At 65.4% G+C, this 13,599-nt stretch carries 18 protein-coding genes; 13 read left to right on the plus strand and 5 right to left on the minus strand.

Going from position 1 to position 13,599, the window contains the following annotated elements; all coding sequences use genetic code 11:
- Nucleotides 1–43 precede the first annotated feature (43 nt).
- The 13 genes from IE116_RS03770 to IE116_RS03830 all read left to right on the plus strand — a co-directional run bounded on the left by IE116_RS03770 (nt 44) and on the right by IE116_RS03830 (nt 9,056).
- Nucleotides 44–229 (plus strand): hypothetical protein, encoded by a 186-nt coding sequence (locus IE116_RS03770; RefSeq protein WP_189609894.1) that lies wholly within the window; start codon nt 44–46, stop codon nt 227–229.
- A 262-nt stretch (nt 230–491) separates the two neighbouring features.
- Complete coding sequence (locus IE116_RS03775) at nt 492–1,184, plus strand: DUF421 domain-containing protein (protein WP_189609896.1); 693 nt, start codon at nt 492–494, stop codon at nt 1,182–1,184.
- A gap of 8 nt (nt 1,185–1,192) precedes the next feature.
- Nucleotides 1,193–1,963 carry a DUF421 domain-containing protein gene (locus IE116_RS03780; protein WP_189609898.1) on the plus strand — a complete coding sequence of 257 codons (771 nt, stop codon included), beginning with the start codon at nt 1,193–1,195 and terminating at the stop codon, nt 1,961–1,963.
- A 78-nt stretch (nt 1,964–2,041) separates the two neighbouring features.
- Nucleotides 2,042–3,334 (plus strand): aspartate carbamoyltransferase, encoded by a 1,293-nt coding sequence (locus IE116_RS03785; protein WP_189609900.1) that lies wholly within the window; start codon nt 2,042–2,044, stop codon nt 3,332–3,334.
- Nucleotides 3,300–4,259 (plus strand): helix-turn-helix domain-containing protein, encoded by a 960-nt coding sequence (locus IE116_RS03790; RefSeq protein WP_229827986.1) that lies wholly within the window; start codon nt 3,300–3,302, stop codon nt 4,257–4,259. The genes IE116_RS03785 and IE116_RS03790 overlap by 35 nt, the downstream gene beginning before the upstream one ends.
- 137 nt (nt 4,260–4,396) lie before the next feature.
- Nucleotides 4,397–5,455: a Bug family tripartite tricarboxylate transporter substrate binding protein gene (locus IE116_RS03795; protein ID WP_229827987.1), complete on the plus strand. Its 1,059-nt coding sequence runs from the start codon at nt 4,397–4,399 to the stop codon at nt 5,453–5,455.
- Between the two features lie 131 nt (nt 5,456–5,586).
- On the plus strand, nt 5,587–5,904 hold the full coding sequence (locus tag IE116_RS03800) for an NIPSNAP family protein (protein ID WP_189609902.1): 318 nt from the start codon (nt 5,587–5,589) through the stop codon (nt 5,902–5,904).
- A gap of 142 nt (nt 5,905–6,046) precedes the next feature.
- On the plus strand, nt 6,047–6,337 hold the full coding sequence (locus tag IE116_RS03805; protein ID WP_189609905.1) for a nucleotidyltransferase family protein: 291 nt from the start codon (nt 6,047–6,049) through the stop codon (nt 6,335–6,337).
- A complete protein-coding gene (locus tag IE116_RS03810; protein WP_189609907.1) occupies nt 6,334–6,723 on the plus strand; it encodes a HepT-like ribonuclease domain-containing protein in 390 nt (129 codons plus the stop codon). The genes IE116_RS03805 and IE116_RS03810 overlap by 4 nt, the downstream gene beginning before the upstream one ends.
- Before the next feature lie 62 nt (nt 6,724–6,785).
- A complete protein-coding gene (gene bfr / locus IE116_RS03815; RefSeq protein WP_189609909.1) occupies nt 6,786–7,277 on the plus strand; it encodes a bacterioferritin in 492 nt (163 codons plus the stop codon).
- A 185-nt stretch (nt 7,278–7,462) separates the two neighbouring features.
- Nucleotides 7,463–8,095, plus strand: coding sequence for a chromate transporter (locus IE116_RS03820; protein ID WP_189609911.1), 633 nt, complete (start codon nt 7,463–7,465; stop codon nt 8,093–8,095).
- Nucleotides 8,095–8,616 (plus strand): chromate transporter, encoded by a 522-nt coding sequence (locus IE116_RS03825; protein WP_189609913.1) that lies wholly within the window; start codon nt 8,095–8,097, stop codon nt 8,614–8,616. The genes IE116_RS03820 and IE116_RS03825 overlap by 1 nt, the downstream gene beginning before the upstream one ends.
- 122 nt (nt 8,617–8,738) lie before the next feature.
- A complete protein-coding gene (locus IE116_RS03830; RefSeq protein WP_179587706.1) occupies nt 8,739–9,056 on the plus strand; it encodes an NIPSNAP family protein in 318 nt (105 codons plus the stop codon).
- A gap of 100 nt (nt 9,057–9,156) precedes the next feature.
- Here IE116_RS03830 and IE116_RS03835 read toward each other — a convergent pair whose 3' ends face one another.
- The 5 genes from IE116_RS03835 to IE116_RS03855 are packed head-to-tail and all read right to left on the minus strand — an operon-like array spanning nt 9,157 to nt 13,535.
- Nucleotides 9,157–9,894 (minus strand): ABC-type transport auxiliary lipoprotein family protein, encoded by a 738-nt coding sequence (locus IE116_RS03835; RefSeq protein ID WP_189609916.1) that lies wholly within the window; start codon nt 9,892–9,894, stop codon nt 9,157–9,159.
- The gene (locus IE116_RS03840; protein ID WP_189609918.1) at nt 9,891–10,829 is read right to left on the minus strand and encodes an MlaD family protein; all 939 of its coding nucleotides are present in this window, start codon (nt 10,827–10,829) and stop codon (nt 9,891–9,893) included. Before IE116_RS03840 ends, IE116_RS03835 begins: the two co-directional genes overlap by 4 nt.
- Nucleotides 10,829–11,641: an ABC transporter ATP-binding protein gene (locus IE116_RS03845; protein ID WP_229827988.1), complete on the minus strand. Its 813-nt coding sequence runs from the start codon at nt 11,639–11,641 to the stop codon at nt 10,829–10,831. The genes IE116_RS03840 and IE116_RS03845 overlap by 1 nt, the downstream gene beginning before the upstream one ends.
- On the minus strand, nt 11,635–12,828 hold the full coding sequence (locus IE116_RS03850; protein WP_189609920.1) for an ABC transporter permease: 1,194 nt from the start codon (nt 12,826–12,828) through the stop codon (nt 11,635–11,637). Before IE116_RS03850 ends, IE116_RS03845 begins: the two co-directional genes overlap by 7 nt.
- Nucleotides 12,825–13,535 (minus strand): TetR/AcrR family transcriptional regulator, encoded by a 711-nt coding sequence (locus IE116_RS03855; protein WP_189609922.1) that lies wholly within the window; start codon nt 13,533–13,535, stop codon nt 12,825–12,827. Before IE116_RS03855 ends, IE116_RS03850 begins: the two co-directional genes overlap by 4 nt.
- Nucleotides 13,536–13,599 lie beyond the last annotated feature (64 nt).

The following is a 13,599-nucleotide window of genomic DNA, read 5'->3' on the forward strand; positions in this document are numbered from 1 at the left end:
GCACCGGCTGCGCCGGTCCTTTGTGTGTTCTGGAGTCGAGACGATGCGTATCGTGATGGTGGTGGCCGGTGTCGTGCTGATGGCGCTGGGGTTGATCTGGTTCCTGCAGGGCATCAACGTGCTGCCCGGCAGTTTCATGACCGGGCAGATGCAGTGGGCGATCTATGGCGTCATCGCGTTCGTAATCGGTCTCTTTCTGTTCGTGCGAGGCCGGCGCCGCATTTCATAACGATGCATCTGGCGGCGATGCATCTGACCGTGCCGGACCTCACCGCATGGCCCGGCTGCGCGCATGGAAGAGTGCGCTCTCGCACCCGATGAGCGGGAAACGCCCGCGCTGTCCGGGCCAAGCTGTCCGGCCGCCATCGGCATCGGGGTAGGAGCCCGCGGGGTCGGCACCCGCACCGTGCATTGGCACCTGCCCCGACGCCGTCGGGCACACCGCATGCGTACACGCTCACGTTTTCGTGTCCGCGTGCCGCAGCGTTGCCATGCCCGATTTTCAGCTTACCGACATACACCGAATCCTGTTCGGTAATGCGCCCCCGACCTTTTTGATTGAAGCGGCGATCCGCACGTCACTGACTTATGTGCTGCTGGTGGTCGTCATGCGTCTGCTGGGGCGTCGGGTGGCCGCGCAATTCACCTTGTTCGAAATCTCCATCGTGGTGACCCTGGCAGCCGCCATTGGCGTGCCCCTGCAGTCGGGCGATCGGGGCCTGCTGCCGCCGCTGATCATTGCGGTGGTGGTCATCGTGCTGCAGCGGCTGGTCATGCGGATCGGGATGCGCCACCGGCGTATCGAAACCGCCATCTCCACCGACGTCGCGCCGCTGATACGCCAAGGCGAACTGCTGATCGACGGCATGGCCAGGACGGTTGTCGGTCGCAACAAGCTGTTCGAGTTGTTGCGGCTGCAGGGCTTTCAGCATCTGGGCCAGATCAGCCGCGCGTTCCTGGAACCATCGGGCAGCCTGTCCGTCGTGCCCGCGGAAGCCTGCCGTCCGGGGCTGTCGGTCCTGCCCGAATTTGACGACACGCTGCAGCAGGAAGCCCGCGTCGACGTGCACTGGGCTTGCGGCTGTTGCGGACGGCTTGTCGAGTCGGACCCTGCGCCGGTGTCCGATTGCGCCAGCTGCCATCAGCACACCTGGACGCCCGCCGTCCTTGAACTGAAAGCATAGGAAGCCCGATGCTGAACTGGCAGCAGATGTTGATCGGGGATGCCCCCTGGCCCTTCCTGATCGAAGTGTTGTGGCGCGCAGGGGTCATGTATGTCCTGTTGCTGGTGTTCATGCGGCTGATGGGCAAACGGTTTGCGGCGCAGCTGACCACCAACGAACTGGCAGTCGTCCTGATGTTGGGCGCGGCCATCGGCGTGCCGATCCAGGTGGTGACGCAGGGCATTCTGCCTGCCGTGATCGTGCTGGCCATCACGACGGGACTGCAACGTGGGCTGGCGTGGCTTTCGTTCAAGAACCGCAAGCTCGAGGCCCTGGCGCAAGGCGATGTGTCGATGCTCGTCCAGGACGGCCGCTATCTGCTCGACAAGCTGAACGACCTGCGCCTGTCGCGCGAGATGCTGGCGTCGGAGCTTCGCGCCTTGAACGTGCAACACCTGGGCGAACTGCGGCGGGTCTATGTCGAAGCGTCGGGCGGTCTGTCTTTGGTCAAGTTTCGCGAACCGCGCCCGGGGCTATCGCTGTCGCCTGACACCGGCGGCGCCAACGATGACCACCTGCAGCTGCCGGATCTGCGCGCCTGTTGGCGTTGCGGGCATGTCGAGGCGCCCACCGAAAAAGGCCTGGGCGCCTGTGTGTTCTGTGGCTGCGATCAGTGGCGCGCGGCGGTCCGCAAAGCGGTCGCGCCCACGCGCCAGACGTCGACGGATGACGACGCACACGATGACACGAATGCCGACACTCAATCCGACACCAAAGCCGACCGGCGCAAGCTGGCCTGACCCTGCCACAAACCGTTGTGCAAAGCCCGGACGCTTCCTATAGAATCTGCGCACTGCGTATATTCTTCCGGGTGCCCCATGGATCTCCAACAGCAGACTTTCCTGCGTGACGCGATGCGTCGCCTCAATATGACGCGCGATGCGTTTGCTACCCGGATTGGCGTCAGCCGCCGGGCGCTCGACACCTGGCTGCTGCCGGAAGACTCGCAGGAAAGCCGGCAGATGCCGGAGATCGTGCAGCGCTTCACGGCCGAAATCCTGAGCACTGCCGAGCTGTCGGCCGACTCTACGCCTAGCGTACATACCGGTGCATTGCGTGACCGCATGCTGTTCGAAGGGCGGCCGCAGCTGCTGTCTGTGGACCAGTTCACCCGCGAATCGGTTGAAGGGCTGTTCCGGGTCGCCGACGTGGTGCAGCCGATCGCGCGTCGCCAGAAGGTCTCGCGGGTGCTCGAAGGCGCGGTGCTCGGCAACCTGTTCTTTGAAGCCAGCACGCGCACCCGGGTCAGCTTCGGCGCCGCGTTCTGCCGTCTGGGCGGATCGGTGTGCGACACCACCGGCTTCACCTTTTCGTCCATGGCCAAGGGCGAGTCGATCTACGACACCAGCCGGGTGATGGCAGGCTATGTCGACGCGATGGTGGTGCGGCATCCCGAGCAGGGTTCGGTCGCGGAGTTCGCGCGCGCCACCAACATTCCGGTGATCAACGGCGGCGATGGCCCTGGCGAACATCCAAGCCAGGCGCTGCTGGACCTGTACACCATCCAGAAGGAATTCGCGCGGCTGGGAAAGATCGTGGACGGGGCGCATATCGCACTGGTCGGCGACCTGAAATACGGCCGTACGGTGCATTCGCTGGTCAAGCTGCTGGCCCTGTACCGCGGCCTGAAACTGACGCTGATCGCGCCGACCGCGCTGGAGATGCCCAGCTATATCATCGAGCAGATTTCGCGCAACGGTCATGTGATCGAGCAGACCGAATCGCTGACCGAAGGCTTGAAGGGCGCAGACGTGGTTTACGCGACACGCATTCAGAAAGAGCGCTTCGTGAACGAGTCGTTCGAAGGCTACAAGCCCGATTTCCAGATCAACCAGGCCTTGGTCGAAACGGTGTGCGGACCCGATACCCTGGTCATGCACCCCTTGCCGCGCGACAGCCGTGAAGGCGCCAACGACCTGAGCACCGACCTGAACCAGGACTCTCGCCTGGCGATTTTCCGTCAGACCGACAATGGCATTCCGGTGCGCATGGCGATCTTTGCCGTGCTGCTCGGTGTCGAAAATCAACTGCAGCACTCGATGCGCGACGCCAGCTGGCGTCCGCCCGCGTACGTGGGTGTCGACGACGCCCCGTTCCACGGCATCGACTGACCCGGGCGAGGCGCGCGCCATGGTGGCCGCGGCCGTCCCGGATCTGCCGACCTTCAATACGTCGGCATTCGGGGGCGACGATGCATCGTTCTATTTCGACATGGTCCGCCTGCAGGACCGTGCGGATATCCCGCGCACGTTCGCCCATCGGCATGACTACTATCACTTGCTGTGGATGACGCAGGCGCAGGGCGTGCATCTGCTCGACTTCGTGCCGCATCCCGTACAGCCGCGCACGGTGTTTTTTGTCAGTCCGGCGCAGATCCATTCGTGGACGTCGTCCGTGCCGCCGCGCGGTTTCGTGATGAACATCAGCGCGGACCTGTTCCTGCAGATGTTCCCGCGTGCCGACCTGGCCGCGCAGTTTCCTTTTTTTGACGTCGCCAGCGGCCAGCCCGCGCTGTACCTGTCTGCCAGCCAGCATGACGACCTGCTGCCGCTGGTAGAGGCGATCGAGGCCGAGTACCTGGGGGAGGGCGATGGCCGCCTGGATATCGTCCGATCCTATCTGCTGATCCTGCTGACGCGGCTGCGCCGCCTGGCCCGACCGCCTGCAAGCCAGGAGGGCGTGTCGGCGCAGGGGGTCAACCTGGCCAGGCGATTCCAGCAACGGGTCGACCAGCACTTTCTGGACTGCCTGCCGGTTACGGCATATGCCAGTCAACTGCACGTGACCGAACGGCAATTGAATGACGCCGTCAAACGCGCCACCGGCCGGACCGCGGGGCAGGTGATCCAGCAGCGCGTGCTGCTGGAGGCCAAGCGTTTGCTGTCGCTGACAGACCTGGGGATTGCCGAGGTCGCGTATCGACTGGGCTATGACGACCTAGCGTACTTCTGCCGCTTCTTCAAACGGCACACACAGACGACGCCGGGGGACTTTCGCAAGCGGCATGCTCGGCCGCCGGATGGGGCAGGGTGTTAGGACCGGGGTCCGTGGAAAAGTACCGATCATTCTCGTTTTCGTCCTAACGCGTGCGCGCCGGGATTCCGTACAGTCTGGACACACACACCGACGCGCGGCTTGCCGCAGCGACGGATTTCCAAGACCGGAGACGAAACATGCCCCAGACCCTGCGCACCCGCGCCCCTTCTTCTTTCGCCACGCGTTCCTCCACCGACCGGGTGCCGGCCCGCGGCGCGATGACTCGCCGGGTCGTGTGCGCGGCGCTGCTGTCGTCGCTTTTTGCAGTGCCGTTTGCGGCCAGCCATGCACAGGGCCGCGGCGATTTCCCGAATCGGCCGCTGCGTATCGTGGTGCCCTTTGCGCCCGGCGGCGCGACCGACATCATCGCGCGCACCGTGGCCCAGAAGATGGCCGAGCGCATGGGTCAGCCCGTGGTGGTGGAAAACAAGGCAGGCGCGAATGGCAACATTGGCGCCGCGCAGGTCGCGCGGTCGGAAGCCGATGGCTATACGCTGCTGATGGCGACATCGGCCCACGCCATCAACCAGACCCTGTATCGCAAGCTCGACTACCGCATTACCGATTTCGCCGCGCTGTCCAACCTGGCGTCGGTGCCGCTGCTGCTGGTCGTCAACCCGACCGTGCCGGCCAAGACGCCCAAGGAACTGGCGGCCTATGCGCAGCGCCCGGCTGCGCAGGTCAATTTTGCGTCGGGCGGCACGGGCACCGCCGCGCACCTGGCGGGTGAACAGTTCAATACCCTGGCCGGCGTCAAGATGGCCCACGTGCCCTACAAGGGCGGATCGCAGGCGCAAAACGACCTGATCGGCGGCCAGGTGCAGGCCATGTTCGCGAACCTGCCCGAAGTGCTGCCGCAAGTGTCGGCCGGCCGGCTGCGTCCCCTTGCCCTGACCGGCGCGACGCGCCATGCCAGCCTGCCCGATGTGCCTACCTTTGCCCAGGCCGGGTATCCGGGGCTGGACGCCAAGTCCTGGTTCGGCCTGTTCGCCCCGGCCGCCACGCCGCCCGCCATTGTCGCGACCCTGTCGAACGAGATCGCCGCGGCCGTACGTGACCCTGCGGTGCAGGCGCGCCTGAAAGAGCTGGGCGCCGAGCCGATCGGCGACAAACACGACGCGTTCCAGGCGTACGTGGCGCAGGAAGTCACGCGCTGGGGCGGTCTGGTCGAGCGTTCCGGCGCCTCGGCGGATTGACGACGCGCGATCGCCGCCGGGTCCGCGCGGTCCGACCCCTGGCGCAGGCCCGACCGACGCAGGGATCGCGCCGCTTCACGCATTTGCCTTCATCGCTTTTGATGTATCCCTTTGACTGACAAGGATTGCCCATGTTCTACGACGTCCGCACCTACACCTGCCATCCGGGCACGATCAAGAAGCACCTGGCCATGTACGCCGAACACGGCTTCGATACGCAGCGCAAGCATCTGGGCGACCCGGTCGTCTACGCGCAGACTGAGACGGGCAACGTGAACAGCTATCTGCATATCTGGCTCTACAAAGACGCCGCCGACCGCGCCACCCGCCGCGCCGCGCTGCAAGCCGATCCGGCCTGGCACGTCTACATGGCCAAGAGTGCCGAAGCCGGCTGGCTGATCTCGCAAGAAAACCGCCTGATGACGCCCACGCCGTTCTTCAAGCGCTAAGACGATTTCGTCCGGCATGTGGATGACGGCGGTGGTGCAGGCGCGCTTGGGTAGGTAATAATGTGGTGGTGCCGGCGGGGTAATCGAGGCGCCTATGCCGCCTGCTCCCCCGTTCGCCAACGTCAGCCTGCCAGGGATCCCTATGCGACCGTCCGTTGTGCTCGATATGAAACGAAGCGCTGTGCGTGAAGCCGTCGCTCGCTTTCGGACCGCTAACCCCCGCGTGTTCGGTTCGGTGCTGCACGGCACGGATCGCGAAGGCAGCGACCTGGACCTGCTGGTAGATGCGCTGCCGGGCGCGACGCTACTGGACCTTGGCGATCTCGAAGAGGAACTTTCGGTATTGCTCGGCGTGGACGTCGATTTGCTCACCCCTGGCGACCTCCCCAGCAAGTTCCGGGACAATGTGCTTGCTGAAGCCAAGCCGGTATGAGTCACCGTAGGCTGAGCGATTACCTCGACCACATCGAGCAGGCAGCACTCGATGCGCAAAGCTTTGTCATAGGGATAGACGAGGCCGGCTTCTTGACGGACAAACGCACGCAACAGGCGGTCGTCATGAGCTTCATCATCATGGGTGAGGCTGCCACAAGGTTGATGGACGGCTATCCTGAATTTGCTCAGACCCGCTCTGAAGTACCTTGGCGCAGTATGCGCAATATGCGCAACCGAATGGCACACGGCTATTTCGATATTGACCCCAACGTTGTGTGGGACACGCTACGGAACTGGGTGCCCGGCTTGCTCGAGCAACTGACCGCCATTCGTCAGTCAGGCGTCGTGGAAACTCCGGACGACCCGACAGGCACGGGCAGCTGACCGCTGCCCGTACAATGGCCGATTCGCGGACTGATCCGCGGCGCTCTCGAAGGATGCAGGCCATGCTGGGCAATACTGAAGTCGTCGACTATCTCAATACGCTGCTGGCGGGCGAGCTGGGCGCGCGGGACCAATATTTCATCCACTCGCGCATGTATGACGAATGGTCGTACAAGAAGCTGTACGAGCGTATCAATCACGAGATGGCCGACGAGACGTTGCATGCCGATGCCTTGATCCGCCGCATCCTGATGCTGGATGGCACGCCGGACATGCGGGTGGCCGCGGTGCGCGTCGGCAAGACGGTGCCGGAAATGCTGCGCTTTGACCTCGACGTCGAAGAGGAAGTGCGGACGGCCTTGCGCGAAGGCATCGTCATCTGCGAACGCGTGCGCGACTTCGTCACGCGCGACATCCTGCTGGCGCAGCTGGGCGATACCGAAGAAGACCACGCGTACTGGCTGGAGCAGCAACTGCGTCAGATCACCATGGTGGGTCTCGAAAATTATCTGCAAGCGCAATTGAAGGCGACTGAAAGCGATTCCGCTGTCTGAGTCACCGAAGACGCCACGGCTGCGCACGCACGCGGCAAAGCGTCTTGTCGCTGCATGACGCAGGCCGTGCGAAGGCGCGAGCGCGTTCATGCAAGAAGGCCTGATCGCCGTGGCGAACCGGCAAGGTCCCCGACATCTGGCCCGGCGTAAGATGATCGGCTTCCGATCCCGCGCCGCCCACCGCCATGTCGACCCGTTCCGCGCCACCGCTGCCTGACGCTTCCCTGGCGACCCCCACCTCTTGCTTCCCCCCCGATCCGGCGCCCCGGGCGTCGCCCAGCGCGCGCGACCTGTTCAAGGTCTTTGCCATGATCGGATTGACCAGCTTTGGCGGAGGCCTGAGCGGCTGGATGATGCGCGAAATCGTGCAGCGCCGCGGCTGGCTGACCGAGGCGGACTTTCTTAGCGGCCTGGCGCTGGCGCAGGCTTTTCCAGGTGTGAACGTCGTCAACCTGGCGATCTGGCTCGGCTTTCGTCTGAGGGGCGGGCAGGGTGCGCTGGCCGCGTCGCTCGGACTGGTGCTGCCGCCGATGGCGGTGGTGCTGGTGCTCGCAGGCGCATTCGCCCAGGTCGCGCACATTCATGCGGTGCATGTCGGACTGGCCGGCATCGCGGCCGCGGCGGTAGGGCTGTCCTTGCAGACCGGCCTGCGTGCGGCGCGGCGGGCGGCCCGCGACTGGTTGCCGCTGCTGTTCATGGTGGCGACTTTTGTTGCGATCTTTGTGCTGCGCCTGCCGTTGTTGTGGGTGGTGGGCGCCCTGGCGCCGGTATCGATCGCAACGGCGTACCTGCGCCTGCACGGCAAGGCGGCGGGCTGATGGGCCGCGCGATCGTTGAACTCTTGCGCGTGTTCCTGCCGCTGTCTTTCCTGACCGTGGGCGGCGGGCAAAGCGTCGTTGCCGACATTCACCGCCAATCGGTCGACGTGTACGGCTGGATGAGCAATGCGCAGTTCCTGGACCTGTTTGCGTTGTCGCGCCTGGCGCCAGGGCCGGGCTCGCTGCTGGTCACCCTGGTGGGGTGGCAGGTGTCGGGGCTGGTGGGCGCACTGGTGGCGTCATTCGCGATCTTTGTGCCGTCGTCCATCCTGGTCTACGGTCTGGCCCATGTCTGGACGCGGCATGCCGGCCGGCCCTGGATCCGTGCGATCGAAGCCGGGCTCGTGCCGGTCGCGGCCGGCATGGTGCTGGCCGCGTCGTGCACCGTGTTGCGCGCAGCCGAGGGCGGCGCCTGGGCATGGGCCGTGGCGGGCGCATCGACCCTGGCGCTGATGCTGACCAAGGTCAATCCCTTCCTGATGCTGGGTTTGGGCGCGCTGGTGTTCTTGATCGTGCTGTAGCATTCCGGCTGGCGGTCTGCTTACGTGGTCTGCTTGCGCAATGGCCGCAGTGGCAATGGCCGACTCCGTAAAGGCCGACCCGCTCCTTCACCCGACCCGTTCATCCCCCACGAGGACTCTTCATGCTCTACGACGTTCGCACCTACACCTGCAAACCCGGCACCATCAAGAAGCATCTGGCGCTGTACGAAAGCCTGGGCTTTCCTGTTCAAAGCAAGCATCTGGGCCAGCCGCTGCTGTACGCGGTGACCGAGACGGGCAACGTGAACAGCTTCCTGCACATCTGGGTCTATCAGGACGCCGCCGACCGCGCTGCCCGCCGCGCCGCGATGCAGGCCGATCCGGCCTGGCATGCCTATCAGGAAAAAAGTGGCGAAGCCGGTTATCTGATCTCGCAGGAAAACCGCCTGATGACGCAGGCGCCATTTTTCAAACCGTGATCGAGGAGAAAGCCGGGCCCGGGTCGCAGGGCGCCACGCTGCGGCGTTCTGCCGCGGCGTTCCGCCACTAGGTTCCGCTGCGACGCGACCCGACTCCGGTCTAGCGCGCCGGCGACTGGGTCAGTGTCCAGTCCACCACTTGCGACGACAGGGCATCGGCCGCCTGGCCGAATGCCGTCACCACTTCCGGCACCTTGCTGCCGTTGACCGGCTGCATGACGACAAAGCTGCGCGACGCCACGATGCGCCGCGTGCCGGTGCGCACCAGCCGCGCATCCAGGCGCAGCGCCACCACGGGCTGCGCACCCTGGTATTCCACCTGAAACGATCGCAGGTCGCCGGCCAGTTCCAGGTCGGCGTGCGCGGGCGCGTCATCGGTGCTGAGGGCACTGATGCGGCCATCTTCCATGAAGGCGGCGGTCAGGCGATTACGCCACAGGGCCGGGGCGGGATCGCTCCACCGCACGGCCTGGTAGGCGTTGACCTGGTTGGCGTCACGCAGCACCAGGATCCGCGGGCTGTCCGTCACGGCGCTGCTGGATGGCTTGACGACGCGCAAGGCCCAGTCGGCGCGGCTGACGGGGGTGGTGGGGGTGGTGGGGAGTCCGGCGTTTGTGGCCGAAGCAGGCCCGGCGGTGGTGGCCGCCGGAGGCCCGACGCGTGCCGCCGCCGTTGACGCCGCAGTTGCCGCAGCGCGGGCCGTCGGCAATTGATAGATCGTGACCGGCTCGGCATCGGGCAACACGGAGCAGGCGCCCAGCACCGACGCCATCGTCACGGCAGCGATTCCCGCGTGAATGGCGCGTTGGAGGGACAGGGGTTTCATCGCAGTCATCATGGTTGGAATTCCTGAATGTTTTCGCGGCCCAGCAGATAGTTGGCGGGGTTGTCCTCAAGCCGGCGGGAAATCCCCCGCAAGGATGCGAGCGTCGTGCGCAGCTCGGCGATCGCCGGCCCCAGCTCGGCCAGACCCTGCGCGCCACCGGTCAGGGCGTCGCGGTTGTCCGTCAGCAATTGTTCAAGCGTGGTGCCCGTGCGTTCCAGCGACTGCATGGCTTTTTCGGCGCTGCCCAGCGTGCGCGCGCCGTCTTGCCTCACCAGGGTGTCGGCGCTGTTCACCAGGGTGCCGGCTTGCGCCAGAGATGCCGTCGCCTGGCGGCTGGCCAAAGTCATCTGCTGCACCAGTTCGCGCAGGCTGTCGCCTTGGGCGGTCATGGTGTTCGATGCCTTGTCGATGTTTTCCAGGATGTGGCTGACGCGCTTGCCGTTCTCTTCGGACAGCAGCGTCTTGGCGCTCGCCAGGATCTCGTTCACGTTGATCAACAGGTCTTCGCCACTGGTCAGGAACTGGTTGATCGGCGACGGCACCGCGATGATGATCGGGTCCTCGCCGTCTGTGCTTTCCAGGCGCGGGCTTTCGGGGGAACCGTTGCTCAACTGGATCACCGACGTGCCCGTGATGCCGGTCAGCGCCAGCCGCGCGCGGGTGTCCTGCTTGATCGGGACATCGCCTTCAATCCGCACGCGGGCCAGCACGCGGCGTGGGTCTTTGGGGTCCAGGGTCAGACGCACCACGTCGCCGATGGTGATGCCGCTGTACAGCACCGAACTGCCGCGCGTCAGGCCGTTGACCGCTTCATTGAAGACAATGTTGTAGTAGTGGATTTCGCGGTCGCGATGCGACTTGCTCAGCCACAGCCCGAAGGCCAGTGCCGCTGCGGCGATGGCCACGGTAAACAGGCCGATCAGCACGTGGTGCGCTCGGGTTTCCATCAGCGTTGCTCCAAGGGGTCAGCAGGTGGGGAAGGGTCGGTCGCAGCCGTCTGCGCCGCCCGGCCGCGCGGGCCATGAAAGTAGTCCTGGATCCAGGCGTCGTCGGTGGCGGCGACGGCGTCGATGTGGTCGTTCACCAGCACCTTCCTGTTCGACAGCACGGCCACCCGATCGCAGATGGCGTACAGGGTATCCAGGTCGTGCGTCACCAGAAATACCGTCAGGCCCAGCGCGTCGCGCAGGGTGACGATCAGCCGGTCAAACGCGGCGGCGCCGATCGGATCCAGGCCGGCTGTCGGTTCGTCCAGGAACAGGATCTCGGGATCCAGCGCCAGGGCCCGTGCCAATGCGGCGCGCTTGACCATGCCGCCGGAAAGTTCCGAGGGCATCTTGGCGCCCGCTTCGGGCGGCAGGCCGGCCAGGGCCAGCTTGACCTCGGCCAGGTGCTCGGCATCGTCGCGCGACAGCCCGGCGTATTCGATCAAGGGCAGCGCCACGTTCTCGGCCACCGTCAACGATGAGAACAAGGCGCCGCGCTGGAACAGCACGCCAAAGCGCCGTTCGATCCGTGACCGCGCGTCGGCGTCCAGCGTCATCAGGTCGCCGCCCAGGACGTGCACGCTGCCCGATGCTGGCCGCTGCAATCCGATAATCGTACGCAGCAGCACCGACTTGCCCGTGCCCGAGCCACCGACCACGCCCAGCACTTCGCCACGCCGCACGTCCAGATCCAGGTCCTGGTGCACGGTCTGCGTGCCGAAGCGGTTGGTCACGCCGCGCACGGCAATGATGGTATCGGCCGTCGTCACCATCCCATCTCCATGTAGAACAGCGCCGCGATGGCATCGACCAGAATCACGATGAAAATGCATTGCACGACGGCCGACGTGGTGTGCTCGCCCACCGACTGCGCACTGCCGCTCACCTTGAAGCCTTCCAGGCAGCCCACGATGGCGATCAAGAAGGCAAAGATCGGCGCCTTGGCCATGCCCAGCAGAAAGTGCCGCGCTTCCAGGTTCTGGTGCAGGATGGACAGGAACATGCTGGGCGAAATGTCCAGGCTCAGCGCACATACGATCGCGCCGCCGGTAATGCCCGCGATCATTGCAATGAACGTCAGTGCCGGCAGAGAGATCAGCAGGGCCAGCACGCGCGGCAGGACCAGCAGGTCGACCGGGTTCAGGCCCAAGGCGCGGATCGCATCGATTTCTTCGTTCGCCTTCATGGATCCGATCTGGGCGGTAAAGGCGCTCGCCGTGCGCCCGGCCATCAGGATGGCCGTCAGCAACACGGCAAATTCACGCAGGAACGCAAAGGCCACCAGGTCCACGGTATAGATGCTGGCGCCAAAAGCCTCCAGCACGGTGGCCCCCAGAAAGGCGATCACCGCGCCGACCATAAAGGTCAGCAGCGCCACGATGGGCACGGCATCGAGGCCAGTCTGTTCGATCTGCGCAACCACCGCCGTGACGCGCCAGCGGCGCGGGCGAAACAGGTTGCGCGCCAGGGCTTCCAGCGTCAGCCCGATAAAGCCGAGCAGGTAGGCCGCCAGTTGCCAGCAGCGAACCATGGCGCGGCCGATGTGTTCGATCACGTCCATCAGCGCCGACGTGCGCGGCACCGGCGCCGCGCGGCAACGGGTGCACATGGCTTCGGCCACCGTGCGGAGCAGGGCCTGTCGATTGGGGGCCAGGCCCTGGGAAGCCAGTGCGTCGGGCTGGGACACCAGGTCCAGCAGATGCGGTCCCAGCAGTTCCACGATGGCCGACGCGCCGGCGGTATCCAGCGAGCCAATGCCGCTCAGGTCCACCTGCGGCGCCGCCTGACCCGCGAAGGCATGCTTGCGGGCCAGTACCAGCAGGTCCTGGTAGTGGGCGAGCGTCCAGTCGCCAGACAGGCGGACGCGGGGCGGCGACACCGCGTTGTCGACCGCCAGGAAGGTCGGGTTGGCGGCTGGCGGGACGTGCGCAGCAGGCACCGACAAGGGCTGCGCGTTCATGGCGTGCGTCCTCGTGATGACATGACGGCCATTCCTTCTGCAGACCTGCACACCGCCGCGTCGGTGGGTCGGCATGGCAATGCGTCGTCCTGCCCGCAGCCGCATCCCCGCAGAAAGAACGCGACGGCGTCCTGCACGTGGCCGGATGGCACATCGCCCGCACACACGGTGGGATCCTGCACGGGCGCGCACAACAGGGCGCGATAGCTGCGCGCGGCGAACGGGATGTCGATGGCTGGCAGTTCGGCGCGGTCGACGGCGTCTTGCAGCAAGGCGCCGACAAAGCCGTCAATGATGTCGACGGTCTCGCGCCGGACCAGCGCTGCCAGGTCAGGCACGTGCACCAATTCGGCCATGATCAGCCGTCGCCACGCCGTCGCGGTCGGCCCCGACGAGCAATCAAGCAGGTCCGCGCCGAACGCTTCGAGCCGTTCTTTCAGGGGCGCGCGCTGTTCGTCGACCCGCAACGCAGGCACGACATCGTGCACCAGTCGCCGCAGCACGGCCACCAGCAGGTCTTCTTTGCCGGCAAAGCGACTGTACAAGGTACGTTTGGCCACACCGGCCTCGCGCGCAATGGCGTCGATGCTGGTGGCTTGGTAACCGTTTTTGGTGATGAGGCGGGTGGCGGCATCGACGATGTGATCGGCGAGCGCACTGGCTTGATCGCGGGTGGGCCGTCCTGCCGCATGCGCGGGGCGAGGCATTGGCGCCGCATCCGTCATGCTTGGTTGCGCATCTCTCATTGCCCGGGTCACCCGTCTTTGATTA

Origin of the sequence: Pigmentiphaga litoralis, assembly GCF_014651835.1 — a bacterium.
GTDB classification, from domain to species: Bacteria; Pseudomonadota; Gammaproteobacteria; order Burkholderiales; family Burkholderiaceae_B; genus Pigmentiphaga; species Pigmentiphaga litoralis.

Bases quoted from the DNA above. Each gene is read 5' to 3' on its own strand.
- bfr (WP_189609909.1), top strand. From the start codon at position 6,786: ATGCTGGGCAATACTGAAGTCGTCGACTATCTCAATACGCTGCTGGCG.
- IE116_RS03795 (WP_229827987.1), top strand. From the start codon at position 4,397: ATGCCCCAGACCCTGCGCACCCGCGCCCCTTCTTCTTTCGCCACGCGT.
- IE116_RS03830 (WP_179587706.1), top strand. From the start codon at position 8,739: ATGCTCTACGACGTTCGCACCTACACCTGCAAACCCGGCACCATCAAG.
- IE116_RS03820 (WP_189609911.1), top strand. From the start codon at position 7,463: ATGTCGACCCGTTCCGCGCCACCGCTGCCTGACGCTTCCCTGGCGACC.
- IE116_RS03800 (WP_189609902.1), top strand. From the start codon at position 5,587: ATGTTCTACGACGTCCGCACCTACACCTGCCATCCGGGCACGATCAAG.
- IE116_RS03835 (WP_189609916.1), bottom strand. From the start codon at position 9,894: ATGATGACTGCGATGAAACCCCTGTCCCTCCAACGCGCCATTCACGCG.
- IE116_RS03850 (WP_189609920.1), bottom strand. From the start codon at position 12,828: ATGAACGCGCAGCCCTTGTCGGTGCCTGCTGCGCACGTCCCGCCAGCC.
- IE116_RS03775 (WP_189609896.1), top strand. From the start codon at position 492: ATGCCCGATTTTCAGCTTACCGACATACACCGAATCCTGTTCGGTAAT.
- IE116_RS03855 (WP_189609922.1), bottom strand. From the start codon at position 13,535: ATGCCTCGCCCCGCGCATGCGGCAGGACGGCCCACCCGCGATCAAGCC.
- IE116_RS03845 (WP_229827988.1), bottom strand. From the start codon at position 11,641: ATGGTGACGACGGCCGATACCATCATTGCCGTGCGCGGCGTGACCAAC.
- IE116_RS03840 (WP_189609918.1), bottom strand. From the start codon at position 10,829: ATGGAAACCCGAGCGCACCACGTGCTGATCGGCCTGTTTACCGTGGCC.
- IE116_RS03805 (WP_189609905.1), top strand. From the start codon at position 6,047: ATGCGACCGTCCGTTGTGCTCGATATGAAACGAAGCGCTGTGCGTGAA.
- IE116_RS03770 (WP_189609894.1), top strand. From the start codon at position 44: ATGCGTATCGTGATGGTGGTGGCCGGTGTCGTGCTGATGGCGCTGGGG.
- IE116_RS03825 (WP_189609913.1), top strand. From the start codon at position 8,095: ATGGGCCGCGCGATCGTTGAACTCTTGCGCGTGTTCCTGCCGCTGTCT.
- IE116_RS03810 (WP_189609907.1), top strand. From the start codon at position 6,334: ATGAGTCACCGTAGGCTGAGCGATTACCTCGACCACATCGAGCAGGCA.
- IE116_RS03780 (WP_189609898.1), top strand. From the start codon at position 1,193: ATGCTGAACTGGCAGCAGATGTTGATCGGGGATGCCCCCTGGCCCTTC.
- IE116_RS03785 (WP_189609900.1), top strand. From the start codon at position 2,042: ATGGATCTCCAACAGCAGACTTTCCTGCGTGACGCGATGCGTCGCCTC.